This is a genomic window from Rugosimonospora africana (assembly GCF_016862975.1).
Taxonomy (GTDB): Bacteria; Actinomycetota; Actinomycetes; order Mycobacteriales; family Micromonosporaceae; genus Rugosimonospora; species Rugosimonospora africana.
Genome location: NZ_BONZ01000006.1, coordinates 131198 through 153720, shown reverse-complemented (window position 1 = coordinate 153720; position 22523 = coordinate 131198). Strand labels below are relative to the sequence as shown.

Annotated in this window: 23 protein-coding genes; 15 read left to right on the top strand and 8 right to left on the bottom strand. The window is 71.1% G+C overall.

Annotated features, from left to right (window positions below):
• Positions 1 to 29: 29 nt before the first annotated feature.
• Positions 30 to 920, bottom strand: a complete 891-nt coding sequence (locus Raf01_RS02495; protein ID WP_203916026.1) for a DUF3109 family protein — start codon at positions 918 to 920, stop codon at positions 30 to 32.
• Between the two features lie 18 nt (positions 921 to 938).
• Between Raf01_RS02495 and Raf01_RS02490 the strand changes: the two genes are divergently transcribed.
• Together Raf01_RS02490 and Raf01_RS02485 are read left to right on the top strand one after the other, a co-directional pair.
• On the top strand, positions 939 to 1865 hold the full coding sequence (locus Raf01_RS02490) for a Ppx/GppA phosphatase family protein (RefSeq protein WP_203916025.1): 927 nt from the start codon (positions 939 to 941) through the stop codon (positions 1863 to 1865).
• A 204-nt stretch (positions 1866 to 2069) separates the two neighbouring features.
• Entirely contained in the window at positions 2070 to 2804 is a 735-nt protein-coding gene (locus Raf01_RS02485) for a sugar phosphate isomerase/epimerase family protein (protein WP_203916149.1), read from the top strand.
• A gap of 42 nt (positions 2805 to 2846) precedes the next feature.
• Here Raf01_RS02485 and Raf01_RS02480 read toward each other — a convergent pair whose 3' ends face one another.
• Both Raf01_RS02480 and Raf01_RS02475 read right to left on the bottom strand, forming a co-directional pair.
• Positions 2847 to 3386 carry a CGNR zinc finger domain-containing protein gene (locus Raf01_RS02480; protein WP_203916024.1) on the bottom strand — a complete coding sequence of 180 codons (540 nt, stop codon included), beginning with the start codon at positions 3384 to 3386 and terminating at the stop codon, positions 2847 to 2849.
• Positions 3387 to 3440: 54 nt separating this feature from the next.
• The gene (locus Raf01_RS02475) at positions 3441 to 4445 is read right to left on the bottom strand and encodes a glutathionylspermidine synthase family protein (RefSeq protein WP_203916023.1); all 1005 of its coding nucleotides are present in this window, start codon (positions 4443 to 4445) and stop codon (positions 3441 to 3443) included.
• A gap of 69 nt (positions 4446 to 4514) precedes the next feature.
• Here Raf01_RS02475 and Raf01_RS02470 point away from each other — a divergent pair, with 69 nt between their 5' ends.
• The 5 genes from Raf01_RS02470 to Raf01_RS02450 all read left to right on the top strand — a co-directional run bounded on the left by Raf01_RS02470 (position 4515) and on the right by Raf01_RS02450 (position 8255).
• The gene (locus tag Raf01_RS02470; protein ID WP_203916022.1) at positions 4515 to 5435 is read left to right on the top strand and encodes a proline dehydrogenase family protein; all 921 of its coding nucleotides are present in this window, start codon (positions 4515 to 4517) and stop codon (positions 5433 to 5435) included.
• 167 nt (positions 5436 to 5602) lie between these two features.
• The gene (locus Raf01_RS02465) at positions 5603 to 5815 is read left to right on the top strand and encodes a helix-turn-helix domain-containing protein (protein WP_203916021.1); all 213 of its coding nucleotides are present in this window, start codon (positions 5603 to 5605) and stop codon (positions 5813 to 5815) included.
• Positions 5816 to 5907: 92 nt separating this feature from the next.
• Positions 5908 to 6009, top strand: a complete 102-nt coding sequence (locus Raf01_RS02460) for a 30S ribosomal protein bS22 (RefSeq protein ID WP_007465623.1) — start codon at positions 5908 to 5910, stop codon at positions 6007 to 6009.
• 96 nt (positions 6010 to 6105) lie between these two features.
• Positions 6106 to 7185, top strand: coding sequence for an NAD-dependent epimerase/dehydratase family protein (locus Raf01_RS02455; protein ID WP_373319447.1), 1080 nt, complete (start codon positions 6106 to 6108; stop codon positions 7183 to 7185).
• A complete protein-coding gene (locus tag Raf01_RS02450; RefSeq protein WP_203916020.1) occupies positions 7182 to 8255 on the top strand; it encodes a lysophospholipid acyltransferase family protein in 1074 nt (357 codons plus the stop codon). The genes Raf01_RS02455 and Raf01_RS02450 overlap by 4 nt, the downstream gene beginning before the upstream one ends.
• Positions 8256 to 8267: 12 nt before the next feature.
• Here the strand turns inward: Raf01_RS02450 and Raf01_RS02445 are convergent, their stop codons facing one another.
• The 3 genes from Raf01_RS02445 to Raf01_RS02435 all read right to left on the bottom strand — a co-directional run bounded on the left by Raf01_RS02445 (position 8268) and on the right by Raf01_RS02435 (position 11211).
• Positions 8268 to 9146: an HAD family hydrolase gene (locus Raf01_RS02445; RefSeq protein WP_373319445.1), complete on the bottom strand. Its 879-nt coding sequence runs from the start codon at positions 9144 to 9146 to the stop codon at positions 8268 to 8270.
• Positions 9147 to 9251: 105 nt separating this feature from the next.
• Positions 9252 to 10190 carry a DUF5667 domain-containing protein gene (locus tag Raf01_RS02440; RefSeq protein ID WP_203916019.1) on the bottom strand — a complete coding sequence of 313 codons (939 nt, stop codon included), beginning with the start codon at positions 10188 to 10190 and terminating at the stop codon, positions 9252 to 9254.
• Between the two features lie 130 nt (positions 10191 to 10320).
• Positions 10321 to 11211, bottom strand: coding sequence for an ECF subfamily RNA polymerase sigma factor, BldN family (locus Raf01_RS02435; protein WP_203916146.1), 891 nt, complete (start codon positions 11209 to 11211; stop codon positions 10321 to 10323).
• Between the two features lie 581 nt (positions 11212 to 11792).
• Here Raf01_RS02435 and Raf01_RS02430 point away from each other — a divergent pair.
• Genes Raf01_RS02430 through Raf01_RS02420 form a run of 3 tightly spaced genes read left to right on the top strand, consistent with a single transcriptional unit; the run spans position 11793 to position 14314 of the window.
• Positions 11793 to 13379, top strand: coding sequence for an AMP-binding protein (locus tag Raf01_RS02430; RefSeq protein ID WP_203916018.1), 1587 nt, complete (start codon positions 11793 to 11795; stop codon positions 13377 to 13379).
• Between the two features lie 10 nt (positions 13380 to 13389).
• Positions 13390 to 13626 (top strand): glutaredoxin family protein, encoded by a 237-nt coding sequence (locus Raf01_RS02425; protein ID WP_203916017.1) that lies wholly within the window; start codon positions 13390 to 13392, stop codon positions 13624 to 13626.
• Positions 13627 to 13678: 52 nt separating this feature from the next.
• Complete coding sequence (locus Raf01_RS02420; RefSeq protein ID WP_203916016.1) at positions 13679 to 14314, top strand: HAD family hydrolase; 636 nt, start codon at positions 13679 to 13681, stop codon at positions 14312 to 14314.
• 120 nt (positions 14315 to 14434) lie between these two features.
• Here Raf01_RS02420 and Raf01_RS02415 read toward each other — a convergent pair whose 3' ends face one another.
• Positions 14435 to 15076 (bottom strand): response regulator, encoded by a 642-nt coding sequence (locus tag Raf01_RS02415; RefSeq protein ID WP_203916015.1) that lies wholly within the window; start codon positions 15074 to 15076, stop codon positions 14435 to 14437.
• Entirely contained in the window at positions 15067 to 16344 is a 1278-nt protein-coding gene (locus tag Raf01_RS02410; RefSeq protein WP_203916014.1) for a sensor histidine kinase, read from the bottom strand. The genes Raf01_RS02415 and Raf01_RS02410 overlap by 10 nt, the downstream gene beginning before the upstream one ends.
• 384 nt (positions 16345 to 16728) lie before the next feature.
• On the opposite strand from Raf01_RS02410, the gene Raf01_RS02405 reads away from it, so the two are divergent.
• The 5 genes from Raf01_RS02405 (at position 16729) to hemB (ending at position 22365) form a co-directional block, all read left to right on the top strand.
• Positions 16729 to 17412 carry a redox-sensing transcriptional repressor Rex gene (locus tag Raf01_RS02405; protein WP_203916145.1) on the top strand — a complete coding sequence of 228 codons (684 nt, stop codon included), beginning with the start codon at positions 16729 to 16731 and terminating at the stop codon, positions 17410 to 17412.
• A complete protein-coding gene (locus Raf01_RS02400; RefSeq protein ID WP_203916013.1) occupies positions 17412 to 18761 on the top strand; it encodes a glutamyl-tRNA reductase in 1350 nt (449 codons plus the stop codon). Before Raf01_RS02405 ends, Raf01_RS02400 begins: the two co-directional genes overlap by 1 nt.
• A complete protein-coding gene (gene hemC / locus Raf01_RS02395) occupies positions 18758 to 19708 on the top strand; it encodes a hydroxymethylbilane synthase (RefSeq protein ID WP_203916012.1) in 951 nt (316 codons plus the stop codon). The genes Raf01_RS02400 and hemC overlap by 4 nt, the downstream gene beginning before the upstream one ends.
• Positions 19705 to 21285, top strand: coding sequence for a bifunctional uroporphyrinogen-III C-methyltransferase/uroporphyrinogen-III synthase (locus tag Raf01_RS02390; RefSeq protein WP_203916011.1), 1581 nt, complete (start codon positions 19705 to 19707; stop codon positions 21283 to 21285). Before hemC ends, Raf01_RS02390 begins: the two co-directional genes overlap by 4 nt.
• Positions 21286 to 21381: 96 nt before the next feature.
• Positions 21382 to 22365, top strand: coding sequence for a porphobilinogen synthase (gene hemB, locus Raf01_RS02385; RefSeq protein WP_203916010.1), 984 nt, complete (start codon positions 21382 to 21384; stop codon positions 22363 to 22365).
• The last annotated feature ends 158 nt before the right edge of the window (positions 22366 to 22523 follow it).

Sequence of the window (22523 nt, the reverse complement as noted above, 5' to 3'; positions counted from 1 at the left end):
GCGAGAAAGCTCCCGCCGGTCCGCCGGACTCAGTCGGCGGTGTCCGTGCTGCGGGCTCCGCTCTTGGCCCGGCGGCGGGGCGACGCGGGCTCGCGGCCGCCCGGCTGGAGCGCGATGACCGGGATGGTCTTCGGCGTTGCCGGGTGCGGCGCGATCTGCCCGAGGTCCATCCGGGCCGTGCACAGCTCGGCCAGCTTGGCGTACGCCTTCTTGCCGATCAGCGCCGTCAGCTCGGGCCCGTACGAGCGGTAGAGCGGCTCGGTGCCGACGTGCGCCTCCGGCGATGACGTGCACCACCAGTCCAGGTCGTGCCCGCCCTCGCCCCAGCCGCGCCGGTCGAACTCGGTGATCGTGGAGACCAGCACCTTCGTCCCGTCTGGGCGCTTGCTCCACTCCTGGTCGCGGCGGATCGGCAGCTGCCAGCACACGTCCGGCTTGTACTCCAGCGGGTGCACACCGTCGCGCAACGCCTGAGCGTGCAGCGCACAGCCGCCACCGCCGGCGAAATTCGCTTCGTTGAGGAACACGCACGGCCCGCCGTCCCGCGTCGCGGTGCGCCGCGCCGGCGTCTTGCCGTCGATCGTGTCCATCTCGGTGTAGTTCTTGAATCCGCGCCGGTAGTGCTGCCAGGTCTCGGGCGTCAGCTTCCGCGCGGCCTCCCGGGTGCGCTTTTCGTCATCGGCGTCGGTGAAGAAAGCGCCGTGCGAGCAGCAGCCGTCGCCGGCCCGGCCCTTGATGATTCCGTGGCACGCCTTGCCGAACACGCACGTCCAGGCGGACAGCAGCCAGGTCAGGTCGGCCCGGATGACGTGTTCGGAATCGGCCGGATCGGGGAACTCGATCCACTCACGGGGGTAGTCCAAGCCCACTTCCAGGCTGCGAGGGTCGTTCGGCTCGTCGACGGACGCGCGGATGCTCATCGGACTAGCGTATTCCGCATGCGTCTCGGTGTCCTCGACGTCGGCTCCAACACGGTTCACCTTCTGGTTGTCGACGCGCATGCCGGTGCCCACCCCTGGCCGGCCCACTCGGAGAAGGTCGTCCTGCGCCTGGCCGAACAGATCAAGCCGGACGGCCGGTTGTCCACCCAGGGCGCGGACGCGCTCGTGGAAGCCGTCCGCGATGCCCGCGAGGCCGCGGAGCGCCTGCAGACCGAGGATCTGCTGGCGTTCGCCACCTCGGCGGTCCGGGACGCGACCAATTCGGCCGAGGTACTCGCCCGCATCCGCCGGGAGACCGGCGTGGAGCTGCGCGTGCTCTCCGGCGAGGGCGAGGCTCGGATGACCTTCCTCGCGGTACGGCGCTGGTTCGGCTGGTCGGCCGGGCGGCTGCTGGTACTCGACATCGGCGGCGGTTCGCTGGAACTGGCCGCCGGTATCGACGAGGAGCCGGACATAGCGCTGTCCGTACCGCTGGGCGCGGGCCGGCTGACCCGGGAGCGGCTGCACGGCTCGCCGCCCAAGGCCGCCGACGTCGACGCGCTGATCGAGTACGCCGGGAAGGTGGTCGACGGCGCGGCCCGGGTCATCGAGCCGAGTGGCTGGGACCGTCCGGTGGCGACCTCGAAGACGTTCCGCACCCTGGCCCGGCTGGCCGGCGCGTCACCGTCGGGGGCCGGGCCGCTGGTTCCCCGGGTACTCACCCGGACCGGTCTGCACCAGGTGCTCGGCTTCATCCGGCACATTCCGGGCAGCGCGCTCGGCGAGATGGACGGAGTCAGCGCTCCCCGGGCGCACCAGTTGCTGGCGGGCGCGGTGGTGGCGGAGGCGACGATGCGCCGTCTGGGCATCGATGAGCTGCAGATTTGCCCCTGGGCACTGCGGGAGGGCGTGATCCTCCGCCGCCTGGACATTCTGGAGAGTTGATCTCGCGCCGGAGTCGGACGCCGCGACCGCCAGGCTCGCCCGGTTTGTAACCGTGCTGGTCAAGCGGCCGGAGTCGGACGTTCAGTTCGTATTGTCCCGACGACTCCGGCCGGGATACCGGGCCGGAGCTACGCTGGCAGTGTGATTCCTGTCCTGCTCTCGACCTCGTCGGTGTTCCCGGAGCCCACCTCGGCCGCGTTCGCGATGGCCGCCGCTCTGGGGTACGACGGGATCGAGGTGATGGTCTGGACCGACGCGGTCAGCCAGGACGCCGGGGCGCTGCGCGGCCTGTCCGAGCACTACGGTGTGCCGATCGGTTCGATCCACGCCCCGTGCCTGCTGGTCACCCAGCGGGTGTGGAGCCCGGATCCGTGGGAGCGGCTGCGCCGCAGCGCCTCGCTCGCCGAGTCGTTGTCGGCCGGCATCGTCGTCGTGCACCCGCCGTTCAGCTGGCAGCGGGACTACGCCCGGACGTTCGCGTCCGGCATCGCGAAGCTGCGCGAGGAGCACCCGAGCGTCACGTTCGCGGTGGAGAACATGTTCCCGGTGCGGATGGCGGGGCGGGAGTTCGTGCCTTACTCGCCCGGCTGGGATCCGACCAAGGTCGGCTTCGACGCGTACACACTGGATCTCTCGCACTGCGCCGCCGCGCGCACCGACTCGCTCGCCCTCGCCGACGTGATGGGGTCGTCGATGGCGCATGTGCACCTCGGCGATGGCACCGGCGAGGCGCGCGACGAGCACCTGGTCCCGGGCCGGGGCACGCAGCCGTGCGCCGCGCTGCTGGAGTCGCTGGCCGGCCGGGGCTTCACCGGTTCGATCGCCGTCGAGGTGTCCACCCGGCGCGCGGCCAGCCGGGCCGAGCGGGAGTCGGATCTGGCCGAGGCGCTGGCGTTCGCGCGCACGCATCTCACTCAGACGTCCACAGTGGACGTCTGAGTGACGCGACGGCCGCCTGAGTGACGCGGCCCGGCTGGTCGATCAGCTGATCGGAGCCAGCGCGTCCGCGGCACGCTTACGGGCGCGGTGCGCCGCGACGTGCGAACGGGTCGCGCAGCGTTCCGAGCAGAACCTGCGGCAGCAGTTGGAGGACGTGTCGAGGTAGACGTTGCCGCACCGGTCGTCGGCGCAGACGCCGAACCGGGCGCTGCCGTACTCGCACAGCCAGACCGCCAGGCCCCACACCGCACCGGCCAGGTATTCGGCGCTGACCGACGAGCCGCGGCTGGCCACGTGCATGTGCCAGTCGGCGGCATCGTGGCCGGAGATGCGGGGCTGCACCGGGTGCGCGTCGAGCAGCGCGTTGAGCGCGGCCACGGCCTCCGCGTCCCGGTGGCCCGTACCCAGCTCGAAGATTTCCCGCAGCCGTTTCTGGGCCCGGCGGAACGAGGCGATGTCGCGTTCCGTGGTCCCGTCCCGCATCCAGTTCTCCGGGCCGAACAGGCTCCTCAGGTCATCGAGGTCGTCCAGCGGCGCGTTGACGAGATCAACGGCCCGGTGGGCGTACGCGTCGAAGTTCACGCGACAACGGTAGACGGTGTTCGCGCGGGCGGCGCAATCCAGGTACGCCGATGCCTATCTTGTTACATAGTGGGGGACAAATCGCTCGAATCCGTCGACGCCCGCTTCCCGGAAACCGGCCCCGGCGGTGTGCGCCAGCCCGCCGTCGCCGTTGACCATCCAACTGGTCAGCACGACCGGGTTGCCGGAGAAGCTCGGCGGCGGGGGAAGCTCCACGGCCCGGCCGGCAAACGCCGGTACCAGGTTGGGGTGGTCCGGGTACAGCTGCCAGAGCGTGGCCAGCAGCGGAGTGCCGGACAGCAGCAGCTTCCAGGGCGGCTCGATCCAGGTCGTCGGAACCTCCGGCGACATCGCCACCCGGCCGTACGGTTCGCGGATCATCCACTCCCACGGGTACCGCTTGAAGCAGGTGGCGATCGGGGTGTTCTCGTCGTCGAGGAAGCGCTGGCCGTCCCAGCCGATCAGGTGCATCGGTACCAGTCGGGTGGTCAGGCCGGCCTGCTCGGCCACCCCGGCCAGATATCCGGCGGCCAGCTCGTCGCCGCCGGTCGGGTCGAGCTGCGACCAGCCGAAGTGGACTGTCGGGTGGCGCAGGCCGGTGGCGATCGTCCGCCAGCCGGCGAGCAGCCGCTCGTGCAGGCTGTTCCACTGGTCCTGGTCCGGTCTGGTCTGCTCCAGCCAGTACCACTGGGCGATCGACGTCTCGACCAGGCCACCGGGCACGTCCGATCGGCAGTCCAGCAGCTTGGGTTGCCGGTTGCCGTCGTACCAGAGGTCGAGACGGGAGCACAGGCTCGGCGCTCCGGACAGCAGCGAGGCGTGGACCGCCGGGACGGCCCATTCCGGTACGCCGAAATCGGCATACCTGCCCTGTTCGACCACGTACCGGGCTGCCGCGAGGCACATCTCATGGAGTTCCGCGGTGAGCGCCTCCAGCCGCAGCACCTCCCCGAGGTCGAGGACATAGCAGGCGGTCTCGTCCCAACGGGCGAGGGAAACCCCCTGGTCGCGTACCGTCTGCTGCCACCCCGGCCGGGGCGTACTGCTGATCCGGTGCATGTCCGTCCTCCAGTCGGCCGGAACAGAGGTTAGCGGGTCGAAGCCATTCGCGGGCGCTACGCTCGCCCCATGCTCCGAACGGTCATCCTCGCCGCTGCCCGATCGTCGCGGGTGGAGCGGCTCGTGCAGACCGTCCCGGTGAGCCGGGACGTGGTACGGCGGTTCGTGCCGGGTGTTTCCACCGACGACGCGCTGCGTGCGACCCGTGAGCTCGTCGCCGAGGGACTGAAGGTCACTCTGGACTATCTCGGTGAGGACACGCAGACCGCCGAGCAGGCGGCGGCCACCAAGGACGAGTATCTCCGGTTGCTCAAATCGCTTGCCGACGCCGGAGTCACCGCGGCCGCCGAGGTCAGCGTGAAGCTGTCCGCGCTCGGCCAGCGGTTCGACGAGGACCTGGCGTACGAGTACGCACACGCGATCTGCGAGGTGGCGGCGTCGTCGGGTACCACGGTCACGCTGGACATGGAGGACGCGGCGACCACCGATCTGACCCTGGACACGGTGGACCGGCTGCGCCGGGACTTCCCGACCGCGGGCGCGGTGCTCCAGGCGTACCTGCGGCGCACCGAGGGGGACTGCCGGGAACTGGCCGTCCCGGGCTCCCGGATCCGGCTGTGCAAGGGTGCATACTCCGAGCCGGAGTCGGTGGCATTCCAGTCCACGGTCGAGGTCGACAAGTCGTACGTGCGGTGTCTCAACATCCTGATGTCCGGGCCCGGGTACCCGATGATCGCGACTCACGATCCCCGGCTGATCGCCATCGGCGAGGACCGGGCCAAATGGTTCGACCGGTCGCCGGAGGATTTCGAGTTCCAGATGCTCTACGGCATCCGGCCCGAGGAACAGCACCGGCTGGCCGCCGCCGGATATCAGGTGCGGGTCTACGTGCCGTACGGCGAACAGTGGTACGGCTACCTGATGCGCCGGCTCGCCGAGCGCCCGAGGAACCTGGCCTTCTTCGCCCGGTCGCTGGCGTCGCGGAACTGAACCCGGGCCACCTGATCATGGGTCCCGCGACCGGGGAACAAATGCGAGAAGCCGTCGCGGAAGTCACACCCGTACCGGTACCGTTCTAGTTACACGCGCGTTCCCCGCCCCGGCGGCGCCCCGCTGTCCCGACGGGGACGCGCCGGGAACAGGACCGAGGGTGAGCCATGGCGGGATCCGCGCACTCCGAGGGCAGGTTTTCGGAGGTTCAGTTCTTGACCGTTGCCGAGGTGGCGGGGCTCATGCGGGTGTCCAAGATGACGGTTTACCGCCTGGTCCACTCGGGGGAACTCACCGCCGTCCGGGTCGGGCGATCATTTCGGGTACCCGAGCACGCCGTGCACGCCTACCTGCGCGACGCGTTCCAGAGATCGGCCTGACCGGTACGGGCAGGGCCGGTTTCCTCTTCTCCTCGGGCGCCGGCTAGGCTTACCGGGTTTACTCAAGCGCATAGTTCGAGGGGAACACTCGTATGGGCTCGGTGGTCAAGAAGCGCCGCAAGCGGATGGCCAAGAAGAAGCATCGGAAGCTGCTGCGCAAGACCCGCGTCCAGCGTCGCCGTCTCGGCAAGTAGCCGCCCCGCCTCGGCGGGAAGGTAGACGCACCCCTCGCTCGGTTCCTTCTGGCGATAACGCGGAGGAGTGACGTGAGCACCGGTCAGGAGCGCCGGATCAACGGCGCCATCCCGCGCCGACGTCACCGTGGCCCCGCAGTGGTGCTGGTCACCGGCGTGGCCCGCTACCTTGGCGCCCAGGTTGCCGCGAGGCTCGCTGCCGACCCCCGGATCGGCCGGGTCATCGGGATGGACAGCGAGGAGCCGCCCGCCGAATTCGCGATCCTTCTCGCCGGCGGCGTCGAGTTCGTGGCCGCCGACATCACGACCGCCGCACCCGCGAAGATCATTTCGTCTGAGCGGGTGGAGGCGGTCGTGCACTTGGCGGTGGCCGGCGACCGGCGTGCCGGTGGCCGGCCGGCCATGAAAGAGCAGAACGTCATCGGCACGATGCAGTTGCTCGCCGCCTGCCAGCAGGCGCCCGACCTGCGCAAGATCGTGATCCGGTCGTCGACCGCGGCGTATGGGGCGTCCTTCCGCGATCCAGCGGTGTTCACCGAGGACACGGAGCCGCGGGAGATACCCCGCGGCGGGTTCGCGCGTGACGTGCTCGACATCGAGGGGTACGTCCGCGGGTTCCGGCGCCGCCGCCGCGACGTGTCGGCTACCGTGCTGCGCTTCGCGCCGTTCATCGGCAGGCGGGCCAACACGAGCCTGACCAGGTATTTCGCGCTGCCGTTCGTGCCGACCGTGCTGGGCCGGGATCCCCGCCTCCAATTCATCCACGTCGACGACGCGCTGGAGATCCTGCACCGGTCGGTGGTGGAGGATCATCCGGGGACCTTCAACGTTGCGGGCGCCGGAGTGATCACGCTGTCCCAGGCGGTACGCCGGGCTGACCGGATCGCCGTTCCGGTGATGGAGCACGGGCTGTCGGCCGCCGCCGGGCTGGCGCGTTCCGGCGTCAAGTTCAGCCTCGACCAGCTCGACCTGTTCGTGCACGGCAGGGTGGTGGACACGACGCGCCTGATCAAGGAGTACGGGTACACCCCGCGTACCACGTCGGACGCGTTCGCCGACTTCCTCCGTGGCAGCGGGGCGGGGGGAATCCTGCCGGGTGACGCGATCGCCGCCGCGGAGCGGAGCATCCTCGGCGGGATCCGGGCGGCCCGGGCAGCCCTGCGGGACGCGTCATGACCGACTTCGAGAGCCGTGCCGGCATCCAGTACCCGAATGGGGCCGGTCGCCTGCCGCCGATCACCGCGCCGGCCGGCCGCACCCGCAAGCCGCCCGTCCCGTCCCCGGCCGCCTCCCTGGCACCGGAACCGTCGCCGGAACCGTCGCCCGAGCCGCCGGCCGCGCGGGAGATCACCGACCCGTCCCTGGCCCCCGGCCAGGACGTCTGGGACCGCCGCGTCGCGAACGGGTTGGCGTTCCTGCGCCGGCGGCTCACCGGCGCGTACGAGGTGGACGAGTTCGGGTTCGACCAGGAACTCACCGACGGCGTGTTCTTCCCGCTGCTCCGGCGGCTTTACCAGGACTGGTTCCGGATCGAGGTCGAGGGCATCCAGAACCTGCCCGCCAACGGGCCGGCCCTGGTCGTGGCGAACCACTCCGGCGTGGTGGCGATGGACGCGCTGATGCTCACCGTCGCCGTACACGACGAGCACCCGGCCCACCGGTACCTCCGGTTGCTCGGGGCCGACCTGGTCTTCCGGGTGCCGTTCATCTCCGAACTCGCCCGCAAGCACGGCAGCACGCTGGCCTGCAACCCGGATGCCGAGCGGCTGCTCGGGGACGGCGAACTCGTCGGCGTGTTCCCGGAGGGCTTCAAGGGCGTCGGCAAGCCGTACCGCGACCGGTACAAACTGCAGCGTTTCGGGCGGGGCGGGTTCGTCTCGGCGGCGCTGCGCACCGGTACCCCGATCATCCCGGTGAGCATCGTCGGAGCCGAAGAGATCTATCCGATGATCGGCAACATCAAGCCGCTGGCCCGACTGCTTGGCTGGCCGTACTTCCCGGTCACGCCGACCTTCCCGTGGCTCGGGCCGCTCGGGATGATCCCGTTGCCGTCGAAGTGGCTGATCAGCTTCGGTACGCCCATCGAGACCACCGGGCGGGCCGAGCAGGCCGACGATCCGGCGGTCGTGTTCAACCTCGCCGACCAGGTGCGGGAGACCATCCAGCAGACCCTGTACCGGCTGCTGGAGCAGCGCGACCGGGACGGCGGGGACGCCCCCGGCGCTAGCGGGACTCCGGGGCGCTAGCGGGCCCGGGCGCTAGCGGGACTGCCTGCGCCGGACCGCCGCGGTCGCCAGGACCGCACCGATGACCATGCCGGTGCCCAGTGCCGACGGTACGGCGATCTTGGCCGCCTTACGGCCGGTCCGGAAGTCGCGGACCTCCCAGTTGCGGTGTCGTGCCTCCCGGCGCAGCGCCGTGTCCGGGTTGACCGCGACCGCGTGCCCCACCAGCGACAGCATCGGGATGTCGTTGGCCGAGTCGCTGTACGCCGTGCACCGGCTGAGGTCGAGCCCCTCGGTCGCGGCCAGCGCGGTGATCGCCTCCGCCTTCGCCGGGCCGTGCAGCAGGTCGCCGACCAGGCGGCCGGTGTAGACGCCCTGGTCGATCTCCGCGACCGTGCCCAGCGCGCCGGTCAGCCCCAGCCGGTCGGCCATCACCTGGCCCAACTCGATCGGGGCCGCGGTGACCAGCCAGACCCGCTGCCCAGCGTCGAGGTGCAGCTGAGCCAGCGCCCGGGTGCCGGACCAGATCCGCTCGGCCATCAGCTCGTCGAAGATCTCCTCGGACAACCGCCGCAACTCGCCCACCGACCAGCCCTTCACGAACGCGAGGGCGGCCTGCTTGGCGTGCGACATGTCGCCGCGGTGCTCCCGGGCGAGCAGCCGGAACTTCAGCTGGCTCCAGGCGAACCGGGCCAGGTCGGCCGTGGTGAAGTACTTGCGCGCGGCCAGGCCACGCGCGAACCAGTAGATCGAGGCGCCCTGCATCATCGTGTTGTCGATGTCGAAGAAGGCCCCGGCAGACCGGTCCGCGGGCACCGTGAGCGCAGCCTCGACTTCGGCCGCCGCCCAGCCGGCGAGCACTTCGTGCCGTGGTGTCCCGGTCACGCTCCGCCCCTTTCCGCAATCGGATATCGACCCCTGCGAGGGTATCTGTCCGAGCAAGAAAAGACCCCCGGCATCACCGGGGGTCTGAGAGCCCGCTGGCAGGCTCTGAGTGCGGATGCCGCCGGGCGAAGCTCAGTGTCCCGGCGATGTCTGACCGGCTCGGGACGCACCCGGACACGCGGGCGGCTTCGGTCCCAGCGCGTCGGAGGCGGTACCGGCCGAGCCGCACAGCAGCGAACCGCGCAGGCCCGCCACCCGTCGACCGACCTGATCGAGCAGGTTCACCGACTGCTGCGCCCGCGCCCGTGCCGGACCGGACAGGTCGCCCGTGAGCTGCGTGACGAGCGGACGCTGCGTCGTGACGAAGTCGTCGATCAGGTTGAGCGCGGTCGAGTCGTGCTGGTTCAGCGCGACCCCGGTGAGCAGCCTGATGCCCTGGGTGGTTTCGTTGTCCATGTCGCCGAGGGTCGCCTCGACCCGACCCGGATCACGCAGCGTGGACGCCTCCAGGATCCGGTTGCGGGCGAACCCCAGGTATGCCTGGCCTCGGTCGACGTCGGACCCGGTCAGCGCGAGTTGGGCGCTCTCCGTGGACCGCTTGACGCCGTACAGCGGGTCGCCAGGCATCGCGTCGCCGCTGGCCATGGACATTCCGGACAGGGCGAGGGTACCGGCGGCGATGCCGATGATGATCGCGCCCCGGGTACGGCGGCTACCCACCACGGGCCGCCGGTTGCCCGGCCGGGACGCGCTGGGCGCTCCCGTCTGGGCGACCGCGCTCAGGTACACCGGCCCCATGACCGTGCGGCGCTGGTCCTTGCCCGCGGTGACTCCGATGCCCTCGCGCTCGGCGGTGGCTACCAGCATGGCGCGCAAGCTGGAGCGGAAGTCCGGATCCGGCCGGTTCTGCGTGGTCAGCTCGCGACCGGAGACCATCCGGCCCAGCGCCACGTAGTCGGCCAGCTCTTCGTCGAGCGGACTGCGACTGTGCCGGCGGCTCCTGCCGTCGGCCTGGTCAAGGAGCTGTGCGAATCGTTCGGCGCGACGACGGTTGAAAAACGCGGCAGCCATTACCCGCACCCCCTCCCGTTGGTCCCACCGGCGGCGACCCTGCCGGCTGGCATCGTTTTCAACGCACGAGTCACGCCTCCGGTTACGGCCCGGCCGGCTGCCGGCCCACGCGTTCCCGGCATGTGGGCGGTCACGCCTGGAAGCCGTCCGGTAGCAACCGGGCCAGCGCGCGCACCGCGCGGTACTGGAGTGCCTTGATCGCTCCTTCGTTCTTGCCCATGGCCTGTGCCGTCTCGGCGACCGAGAACCCCTGCAGGAAGCGGAGCACGATGCACTCCTGCTGCTCGGGGTTGAGCTGCTTGACGGCGGTGAGCAGGGCGACGTTGGTGATGTGGTCCACGACCGCCGACTCCGGGCTGCCCTCCGGGCCCCGGTCTTCGCGATCGGCGTCCAGCACGTCGCCGGTGGTGACCTCCAGCCGGTACCGGCCCGACTTGAAGTGGTCCGCGACCAGGTTCCGGGCGATCGTCACGAGCCAGGCTCCGAGGTCGCGGCCCTGCCAGGTGAAGCTGCCGATGCGCTTCAGGGCACGCAGGAAGGTGTCCGAGGTCAGGTCCTCAGCCAGCTGTCGGTTGCCGACCCGGAAGTAGATGAACCGGAAGACCGTGTCGACGTACCGGTCGTAGATCAGCCCGAACGCCTCGGCCTCGCCGGCCTGCGCCCGCTCGACCAGCGTCCACACCGCCGCGGCGGCGTCGGACGGGTCGGGGCGGTCCGGGTACCCGGTCGGTGGCCCGCCGGGCGGCCCGGTCCGCGACGGTGGCGTCTCGGTGGTCCGGTCGGCACGAAGTCCGTCGATCACCTCGGTGGCAGCCGTCCCGGACGTCGCGGGCAGTGGCTCGGTGTCGCCGCCCAGCTCGGGCGCCTGCACCGGTACCGGTCGCGACGGCACGGCCAGCCGTCCACCGACGGGCTTCGTGTTGCCGCCCGGGATGTGCCGGATCGGGATGTCGTTGATGTGTGGCCGGTTGCGCGTGCGGGAGCTGGTGCCGCCGTCGCCCCGCAGGACGGACGTCAGCATCTCGGATACGCAGCCGCGCAGCACGGACAGGCCCTCGGTCAACGCGAGCCGGGCGCCGAGAACCTCGGGGAAGGACGCGCCGGCTCCAGCGCCGGCCAGGTCGTAACGGGTCACCGCACCTCCTCCGCCGGCCCGTGCACCAGCGCCCACTGGGCGGAGGCCGGGATTCGCCTGGGAATCCGACTCCTGCCCACGAGGTGGTGGTGCGGTGCTTCAACGGGCACTGCGGCCTCCTCAGGCAGAGGGGTGTCGACACACGACACATCGGGTGGGCCGACCTGAGAAATAATAGGGCTAACGTCACTGATACGTGCGGAGTCCGTTACTCAGAGGCGAAGTATTTCGGAGTCGCTCCTACACCCGTCGCACACGTTGTCCGCCTGTCTGTGATTGACAAGGCTTTGATGGGTGGGGATCGCCCGATTTCCGCGACACGCTCCCGGCCCCTTCGGCGTGTCGTGATCAGCGTGTCGCTTCGGCGTGTCGTGGTACCCCGGGCGTGTCCATGATCATGGGCCACTGACGCGGAGGGAGAAAATTGACAGGCGCCAGGATTGCCACCCCGGCGCTAGTGTGCCTTCGTGCACGAGCCACGAAACGTCGCCGAAACGGTCAGACAGGCCGCGCGGACCACTCCGGACAAGGCCGCGTTGATCTGGCAGGACCAGACCGTGACCTGGGCGGAGCTCGACGGCCGCATCGATGAGCTTGCCGCTGGGCTGCGAGCGCTCGACCTGCCCGAGGACAACGGGCACCCGGCCCGGGTGGCGATCGCGCTGCCCAACGTGCCGCGGTTCGTCGAGTCGTACTTCGCCGTGCTGCGGGCGGGGCTGATCGCCGTACCGGTCAATCCCGGATACACCGGTCGCGAGCTGCGGCACATCCTCGCCGACTCCGGGGCCGCCGTGCTGTTCGCGACGCCGGAGGTGCTGGCCAGCGTCGACCTGGTCGCCGACGGGCTGCCGCTGCGCCACCGGTACGCGCCGGATGCCGCGCCGCCGTCCGTTCCCGGGGGAGCACAGCCGGAGCCGGGTCATGGCGGAGGCGAGCACCCCCCACGCTTCCCGGACCAGGTGTCGGAAAGCCAGGCCGGCGGCGAGGATCTTGCCGTCCTGCTCTACACCAGCGGTACCGAGGGCAACCCCAAGGGGGCGATGCTGTCCCACCGGGCCCTGCTGGCCAACCATGCCCAGCTCGCCCAGGTCGAGCCGCAGCCGCTGGCCGCCGACGACATGATCCTGCTCGCCCTGCCGCTGTTCCACTCGTACGGGCTCAACGCCGGGCTCGGCGCCCTGGCCTACCACGGCGCCACGGGCGTGCTGCTGGAGCGGTTCGACCCGGTCGAGTCGCTGCGGCTGGTCGCCGAGCACCAGGTGAGCATCGTGATCGGGGTGCCGGCGATGTTCGTCGCCTGGTCGCTGTTGCCCGAGTTCGGAGAGGCGTTCGCGTCGGTACGGCTGACGGTCAGCGGAGCGGCGCCGCTGCACCCCGTGGCGGGCACCCGATTCCTCAACGCCACCGGGCACCCGGTCTTCGAGGGGTACGGGCTGACCGAGGCCGCGCCGGTGCTCACCTCGGCGCTGGCCGCACCGGTACCCAAGCCGGGATCGATCGGCCGGGCGATCCCGGGCGTGACACTGAAGCTGGTCGCCGCGTCCGGGGACGAGATCGACATCACCGACGACGACTTCGACGACGACGCGCCGGGCTCGCCCGGCACCGATCCGGGCGAGATCGTGGCGCGCGGGGCGAACCTGTTCAGCGGGTACTGGCCGGACGGCCGGGACGGCCCGGACGCCGAGGGCTGGTGGGCCACCGGCGACGTGGCGTACGCCGACGCCGACGGGGACCTGTTCCTGGTCGACCGGAAGCGTGAGCTGATCCTGGTCAGCGGGTTCAACGTGTACCCGTACGAGGTGGAGCAGGTACTGATGGCGCACCCCGCCGTACGGGAGGCGGCGGTGCTGGGCATTCCCCACCCGTACTCCGGACAGACGGTGAAGGCCTTCGTGGTGATCTCCGCCATGGTCGGCACCGAGGAGTTGTTGGCCCACTGCGAGCGCAATCTGGCCAGGTTCAAGTGCCCGACGGCGATCGAGTTCGTCCCGTCGCTGCCGCACTCGGCCACCGGGCGGGTGCGCAAGGCCAAGCTCCGCGACCAGGGCTAGGTTTGGTTCCGTGCCTCGACTCACCTTGATCACCCGACCCGGCTGCCACCTCTGCGACGTCGCCAAAGAGGCGTTGGAGCGCATCGCGGCGGACACCGGGGAGCAGTGGCAGGAGATCAACGTCGAGTCGGAGGTGGAGCTGGAGGCGGAGTACGGCGACCGAGTGCCGGTGGTCCTGCTGGACGGCAAGGAACACGGGTACTGGCGGGTGGAAGAGGCCCGGCTGCGCCGGGACCTGGCCGGCTGAGGGCGGCCTTTTTCGAAGGCGTCCGGCCATCGGTCCCGGCTAGAGTTGCCGGGTGCCGCACCTCGTCTGGGACTGGAACGGAACCCTGCTCGACGACCTGACCCTGGTCGTCGCCGCTACCAATGCCTCGCTCGCCGAACTCGGCGGCCCGGCGGTGACCGCCGAAGAGCACCGGCGCGACTTCCGCCGGCCGATCGCGCAGTATTACGGCGACGTCCTCGGGCGGGTGATCGACGAGGAGGAGTTCGTCCGGCTGGACAAGACGTTCCACGTCGCATATGCCGAGGGGCTGCTGGGGTGCGCGCTGTCCGTGGGCGCGATGGAGGCGTTGAGCTCCTGGGCCGGCACCCAGTCCCTGCTGTCCATGTGGTTCCACCACGAACTGGTACCCACCGTGTCGCGGTACGGGCTCGACCGGTACTTCGCCCGCATCGACGGGCTCCGTGATGCGGTCGGCGGCGGTCCCAAGGCGCCTCACCTGGTCGCTCACCTGCGGGCGCAGGGGCTGGTCGGTGACGACTGTGTGCTGATCGGCGACTCGGAGGACGACGCGATCGCGGCCCAGAGCGTGGGTGCCCGCTGTGTCCTCTACACCGGCGGCTTCACCGACCCGGCCCGGCTGCGGGCGGTCGGCGTGCCGGTCGCCGACACGCTTGCCGAGGCAGCCCGGCTCGCGGCGCTCAGTTAGCCCCGCGTCCGAGCCGGCCGTGTCCGAGCCGGCCGTGTCCGAGCCGGCCGTGTCCGAGCCGGCTGCGGCTCGTTCCGTGTCCTGGCCGGCCGCGGCGGTGACCAGCCTCGCGAGCCACGGTCAGCCCCGCAAGTAGGTCAGCACGGCCAGGACGCGCCGGTGTTGCTCCTCGTCCGGCGGCAGGTCGAGCTTGGTGAAAATGTTCTTCACGTGCTTCTCGACCGCGCCGTCGGTCACCACCAGGGTCTTGGCGATGGCCGCGTTCGACTTGCCCTCGGCCATCAGCGCCAGCACCTCGCGCTCCCGGAGGGTGAGCGAATCCAGCGGCGCCCGGCCGCGACGTACCACCAACTGAGCCACCACCTCGGGGTCGAGCACGGTGGCTCCGCCGGCCACCCTCTCCAGCGTGTCCAGGAAGTCGGCGACCTCGGCCACCCGGTCCTTCAGCAGGTACCCGATCGCCCCGACCCGGTCAGCCAGCAGGTCGTCCGCGTAGGAGACCTCGACGTACTGGGACAGGACCAGGATCGGCGACCGGGGTACCAGCCGGCGCGCCGACACTGAGGCGCGCAGCCCTTCGTCGGTGTGTGACGGAGGCATCCGTACGTCCACGATCGACACGTCGGGGCGGTGCTCCACGATCGCGTCCACCAGGGATGGTCCGTCCCCGACCGCCGCGACGACCTGGTGCCCGTTCTCCTCCAGGAGGCGGACCAGGCCCTCTCGCAGCAGTACCGCATCGTCCGCGACGACTATTCGCATGGCAGCTCCGCTCGGATCTCGGTCGGCCCGCCTTCCGGGCTGACGACGGTGAGCGTGCCACCCGCCGCACGTACCCGGTCGGCCAGGCCGGTCAGCCCGTGGCCCTTGGACAGGTGGGCGCCGCCGACTCCGTCGTCCAGTACGGCGACGATCAGCCGCCCGTTGGCGTGGGAGACGTAGACCGCGCCGTTGGTCGCCTGGCTGTGCTTGGCCAGATTGGTCAGCGACTCGGCGACCAGGAAGTATGCGGTGTTCTCCAGGATCGGGGTCAGCCGGCCGAGTTTGGGTGGGACGGTGAGCGCCACCGGTACGGTGCTGCGCGAGGCGAGCGCGGCCAGTGCGCTGGGCAGGCCCCGGTCGGACAGGATCGGTGGGGCGATGCCTCGCGACAGGGCACGCAGCTCGTCGAGGGTCTCCCGGGTCTGGCCGAGCGCCTCGTCGATCGTGGCGCGGGCCGCGTCCGGGTTGCTGTTCATCTGCTGCCGGGCCCGGCCGAGGTCCATGGCGAGCCGGACCAGGCGCTGCTGCGGCCCGTCGTGGATGTCGCGCTCCAGCCGGCGCAGCGCGGTCGCCTCGGCCGACACCGCCGAGTCCCGCTGCTGTTCCAGCCCGCTGATCCGGTTCTGTACCTCGGCGATGCCGGTCAGCAGCGCCCGGCCGAACTGCGCCGGGACCAGTGCCGCCACCCGGACGACCAGGGGCAGGGTGACCAGGAAGAACAGCCCGATCACGGTGTTCAGGCCGATCCGGGCGGTCAGCGTGTCGGAGATGTGGAGCAACTCGTTGAGGTCCTGGTCGGTATCGCCGTGCGGAATGTACTGGGTCCAGATGATCGCGCTGAGGCCGCCGAGTGCGCCGGCCCACCACGTGACGGTGAACACGAAACTGACCGTGTAGAGGATCCAGCCGAAGATCGCGTGCATCAGGTCGAGCCACGACTGGCCGTCCCGCAGCGGGGTGAAGATCCGCCGCCAGAAGCCGGAGCCTGGCGGGGCACTGCGGTACGCGGGGCGGGGAGCGGGCCGGTGGGTCACCGTGGGCAGCCGCAGCCGTTCGAGATCGGCGAACCCCCGGGCGGCGTACAGCGCGCCGACCATGATCGGGAAGCCGACCACGGTGATCAGCGTGCCGACCCCCAGGACAAACAGGGGCAGGGTCACGATGAACCCGGCCAGGGCGATGGGGAACCCGACGATCGCGTAGGCCGAGTCGGCGCCGATCTGCCGGAGCATGCGGCCGGCGGGATTTCCGGGGCGGGGGTGTGTCATGTCATTGAACCTAGACACCGGAGACGGAACGCCCCATCCCGCGCGCCGCCGTTTCCGTGGTCGGGTTATCCCCACCGGTCACGGCGCTGACCTGCGGCTCGGCCTTTCAAGATCACGATTTGTGCACGCGTTCACGAGCGCCTAGTCTATAAACGCGGTGAGCCTCCTAGCACAGTCGGCCGTGGTCGGCGCGGTGGGGTTCCCGGCAGGCACCTACGCGGACGACGGGTGGCCGGCAGTGTCGCGACAGCGGCGCGCCCCTCAGGCGGCCCGGATCGAGAGGAACACTTGAGTCAGCAGCGCAGCGAGCGGCCAGCGGGAAGTGACTCCCGGCCGGCACGCTCGGCGGCCGGGCTGAGTGCCGACGGGTCGCCGGGCCATGGACTGCCCGAGCGTGGTGCGCCGGCCTCCGAGCTGCCGGACCTGCCCGAGGCCACCGTCGCCCGGCTCCCGGAATACCTGCGGGCGCTGCACGTCCTGGCCGATGGCGGCGGCGACGTGGTCTCCAGCGAGGAACTGGCCCAGGCGGCCGGGGTGAACTCCGCGAAGCTGCGCAAGGACCTGTCCTACCTGCGTTCGAACGGCACCCGTGGGGTCGGGTACGACGTCGGACAGCTGATCGACAAGATCGAACACGTCCTCGGGCTCAACCAGCACCGGGCGGTGGCCCTGGTCGGCGTCGGTAACCTCGGCCAGGCCCTTGCCGGCTATGGCGGGTTCGGCTCCCGAGGCTTCCACATCGCCGCCCTCTTCGACGCGGATCCCACCCGGGTCGGCGACCGGATCGCCGGCCTGTCGGTGCGGCACATCGACGAGCTGGCCGAGGTCGTCGCGACCGAGCACATCGCGATCGCGGTGATCGCCACGCCGGCGCACGCCGCCCAGGCAGTCGCCGACGCCCTGGTGGACTGCGGCGTGACCAGCATTCTGAACTTCGCGCCGTGCGTGCTGTCCGTGCCGGAGAATGTGGACGTACGCAAGGTCGACCTCGCGATCGAGCTGCAGATCCTGTCCTTCCATGAGCACCGGAAGTCGACCCTGACGGCCTTGCCGGAGGCGATCAGCTGATGAATCTCATCGTCGTCGGCGTCTCGTACCGCACGGCGCCGGTACCCGTGCTGGAACGGCTCGTCACGTCGCCGGCCGAGGTGCCTCCGGTACTGGCGCAGCTCCTCGCCCAGCCCTACATCGGCGAGGCGCTCGTGCTGTCGACCTGTAACCGGGTCGAGGTCTACGCCGGGGTGTCCGCGTTCCACGGCGGGTTGACCGACATCGTCTCGGTACTGGCGGCCCGGGCCGGCGCGGCTCCGGCGGACCTGGCGCCGCACGCGTACGTGCACTACGACGCGGAGGCGGTCCGGCACGCGTACCGGGTGACCACCGGGCTGGACTCGATGGTGATCGGTGAGGCGCAGATCCTCGGGCAGCTTCGCGACGCGTACGCGATGGCGGCGGAGCACGACGCGACCGGTCGCCTGCTGCACGAACTCATGCAGCAGGCGCTGCGGGTCGGCAAGCGGGCGCACGCGGAGACCGGGATCGATCGGGCCGGCCAGAGCGTGGTCTCGGCCGCTCTGAACCTGGCCGCGGTCGCAAGCTCGCACGCGGCCGGCCCCCACGCGACCGACTCCGAGCCGGCTGGCTCTCACGCGGCCGGCGCCGAGCCGGTCGAGGGGCGGGGCGTGCTCGCCGGCCGCTCCGCGCTCGTGGTGGGCGCCGGGGCGATGGGCTCGCTGGCCATGGCCACGTTGCGCCGGTCCGGCGCCGATCCGCTGTACGTGACCAGCCGGGGAGCCGAACGCGCCGCCCGGCTCGCCGAGCTGTACGACGCGACCGCCGTTACCGGGCTCGATCTGTCCACCGTGGACATCGTGGTCTCGGCGACCGCCTCGTCCGGCCACGTGATCACGCCGGCGGACGTGACCGGCCCGGTGACCATCGTGGACCTCGCTGTCCCTCGAGATGTTGACCCGCAGGTCGCCGCGCTGCCCGGGGTTGAGTTGATCGACATCGAACGGCTCGGCGCGTCGTTGTCCGCCGACGGTGGCCTGTCCGCCGACAAGGCCGCGGTCGAGGGCATCGTCGCCGCCGAGGTCGAGGCGTTCCTGGCCTGGCTGCGCAGTTCTGACGTGGCGCCCACGGTTGCCGCGCTGCGGTCCCGGGCAGATGACGTGGTCGCCGTGGAGTTGCGTCGACTTTCGCAACGCCGTCCGGAGCTGACTGACGAGCAACGGGCCGATGTGGCGCGTACGATCCACCGGGTCGTGCAGCGCCTGCTCCACCAGCCGACGGTGCGGGTGCGGGAGCTGGCGGCCGGGCCTGGTGGGGACCGGTACGCCGCCCTGCTGCGTGAGCTGTTCGACTTGGACGTGCCCTCACCCGGCGCGGTCAACGGGGTTCCGGAGGTCGATTCGTGAGCATCCGGCTGGGGACGAGGGCCAGCGCGCTTGCCGTGGCCCAGTCCCGCATGGTCGCCGACGCGCTGTCCAGGGCGTCCGGCGAAAGCGTGGAGCTGGTGGAGATCAGCACCGCTGGCGACCGGTCCACCGCGCCGGTGGCCCAGCTGGGCGTCGGCGTGTTCGTCTCCGCGCTGCGCGACGCGCTCGGCGCCAAGGAGATCGACCTCGCCGTGCACTCGTACAAGGACCTGCCGACGGCGCCGGTCGACGGCCTGGTGATCGCGGCGACCCCGCAGCGCGAGGACCCGCGCGACGCGTTGGTCGCCCGGGACGGACTGACTCTGGCCGAGCTGCCGCCCGGCGCCCGGGTCGGCACCGGCGCGGTGCGCCGGCTCGCTCAGCTGCACGCGCTCGGGCTGCCCATCGAGACCGTGCCGATCCGCGGCAACGTGGACAGCCGGTTGCGGCGGGTGGCCTCCGGTGAGCTCGACGCGGTCGTCGTGGCGTACGCCGGGGTGGTCCGACTCGGGCGTGCCGACGAAGTGACCGAGATCCTCGACCCGCGGCAGATGCTGCCGGCCCCCGCCCAGGGTGTGCTGGCCGTCGAGTGCCGGGTCGACGATCATGATTTGTACGACGCGCTCCGTGCGCTCGATCACGTCCCCACCCGGGCCGCGGTCGACGCCGAGCGCGCGCTGCTCGCCACGCTCGAGGCGGGCTGCAGCGCACCCGTCGCCGGTCTTGCCGAGATCGTCGAGCACGGCGCGGCGGTTACGGTTCACGCTCCGGCCGCCGATAAGGACGGGGAGATCTACCTGCGCGGTGCGGTACTGAGTCCGGATGGGCGCGTCGCCTTCCGGCTGTCCCGCACCGGAACGCTCGCCGACGCGTCGACGCTCGGCCGCCTGCTGGCGGACGAACTGCTCGACGCGGGGGCCAACGAAGTACTGGGAGTACAGCAATGACGCGGACCCGAAAGTCCACCGGGCACATCAGCTTTGTCGGGGCCGGCCCCGGCGACCCTGGCCTGCTCACTCGCCGCGCCCATGACGCACTGACCTCAGCCGACCAGGTGGTGTTCGACCGGGGCGTGTCCGATGTCATGCTCGGGGCGATCCGCGACCTGGCGTCGCCTGACACGCAGTTCTCGCCGGCCGAGGGCGCCTCCGGCGACGTCGCCAAGGTGCTGCTGTCGGCGGCCCGGTCCGGCCTGCACGCGGTGCACCTCGTGGCCGGCGACCCGTTCGGACACGAGTCCGTGGTCCGGGAGGTCCAGGCCGTCGCCCGCACGGCGGTGCCGTTCGAGGTGGTACCCGGGATCGGGCAGGCGGCCGGCGTGGCCGCCTACGCCGGGATCCCGCTCACCGGCGTGCGCACCTCCGCCGACATCGACGACATCAGCACGGTCGACTTCGAGGCGCTGGCGGCCGCCGCCGGCCGTGGCGCGGTAGCGGTCGCGGTCGAGGCGGGCGAGTTGGGGACGGTACGCGACGGACTGCTCGCGGCCGGACTCGACCCGCAGACGCCGGTCGCGGTCACCGGCGACGGCACCGGGGAGACGCAGTACACCTCGACGTCCACCGTGGACAGCATGGTGGCCGCCGCGCTCGGCTTCAGCGGCCGGGTGGTGCTGTCCGTCGGCGCCGGTACGGTGCAGCGCGACAAGCTGGGCTGGTGGGAGAACCGCCCGCTGTACGGCTGGAAGGTCCTGGTGCCCCGCACCAAGGAGCAGGCAGGCGTGATGAGCGAGCGACTGCGCGCGTACGGCGCCATTCCCTGCGAGGTACCCACGATCGCGGTCGAGCCGCCCCGCACCCCAGCGCAGATGGAACGCGCGATCAAGGGTCTGGTGGACGGCCGGTACGCGTGGGTGATCTTCACCTCGGTCAACGCGGTCCGCGCGGTCTGGGAGAAGTTCGCCGAACACGGCCTGGACGCCCGGCACTTCGGCGGTGTGAAGATCGCTTGCATCGGTGAGGCGACCGCCAGCGCCGTGCGCGCCTTCGGCATCCAGCCCGAGCTGGTTCCGGCCGGGGAGCAGTCCAGCGAGGGCTTGCTCGCCGAGTTCTCGCCGCACGACGAGATCCTCGACCCGGTCGGCCGGGTGCTGCTGCCCCGCGCCGACATCGCGACCGAGACCCTGGCCGCCGGCCTGACCGAGCGCGGTTGGGAGGTCGACGACGTGACCGCGTACCGAACCGTTCGGGCCGCGCCGCCGCCGGCCGACATCCGCGACGCGATCAAGTCCGGAGGATTCGACGCGGTGCTGTTCACCTCGTCCTCGACGGTGCGCAACCTGGTCGGTATCGCCGGTAAGCCGCACACCCGCACGGTGGTCGCGGTGATCGGACCGAAGACCGCGGAGACGGCCGTCGAGTTCGGCCTGAGGGTGGACGTCCAGCCGCCGCACGCCGCGGTTCCCGACCTGGTCGAGGAGCTCGCCACGTACGCGGTCGAGTTGCGCGAGAAGCTGGCCGCCATGCCGGCCAAGCAGCGGCGCGGCTCCAAGGTGCAGGGCCCGACGGCTCTGCGGTTCCGGTGACCCGCCGGTACCGTTGACCGTCGGCCCTGCCGATCGGCCGGGTTCGATCGACCCGGCGTTCCCGATCCGGCAATGCCGCATCCTCAGGAGGTCGCCATGACCTATCCGGACGCCCGCCCACGCCGGCTGCGCCGCACCCCGGCGATGCGCCGGCTGGTGAGCGAGACCGAACTCGCGCCGCGCCAGCTCATCCTGCCGATGTTCGTGCGGGAAGGACTGACCGAACCGCGGCCGATCTCGTCGCTGCCCGGAGTCGTGCAGCACTCCCGGGAGTCGCTGCGTAAGGCCGCCGCCGAGGCGGTCGCGGCCGGGATCGGCGGGCTGATGCTGTTCGGCGTGCCGGAGCATCGCGACGAGGTCGGCTCGGGCGGTACCGATCCGGAGGGCATCCTCAACGTCGCCATCCGGGACGTGATCGCCGAGGTCGGTGACTCCACGGTCGTGATGGGCGACCTGTGCCTCGACGAGTTCACCTCGCACGGTCACTGCGGCGTGCTCGCGCCGGACGGTTCGGTGGACAACGACGCGACCCTGGCCCGGTACGCCGAGATGGCGGTGACGCAGGCCGCCGCCGGGGTACACATGGTGGGCCCCTCCGGGATGATGGACGGCCAGGTCGGCTTCGTCCGGCGGGCGCTGGACGAGGCCGGGTACGCGGACGTGGCGATCCTGGCGTACGCGATCAAGTACGCGTCGGCGCTGTACGGGCCGTTCCGCGAGGCGGTCGAGTCGGCGCTCGTCGGCGACCGCCGCACCTACCAGCAGGACCCAGGCAACGTCCGGGAGGCGCTGCGCGAGGTGGCGCTCGACGTCGCCGAGGGCGCCGACATGGTGATGGTCAAGCCCGCCCTGCCGTATCTCGACGTGGTCGCCGCCGTGGCGTCATCGGTGGACGTGCCGGTCTCCGCGTACCAGATCTCCGGCGAGTACGCGATGGTCGAGGCGGCCGCGGCGAACGGGTGGCTGGAGCGTGAGCGCACGATCCTGGAGACGCTGACCTCGATCCGGCGAGCCGGCGCCCAGACGATCCTCACGTACTGGGCCGTCGAGGCGGCCCGCCTGCTGCGCGCCGGCTTCTGATCCTCGCTGCCCGCTGCCCGCTGCCCGCTGCCCGCTGCCCGCTGCCCCGGCCGCTCGTCGCTCGGCGCCTTCGATGCCCGGCGCACCGGCTCGACCGGCGCCGGGTGTCTGTTGTGGATGCTTTGCTCTGCTTACCTATACGCAACGATTTTCGCCAA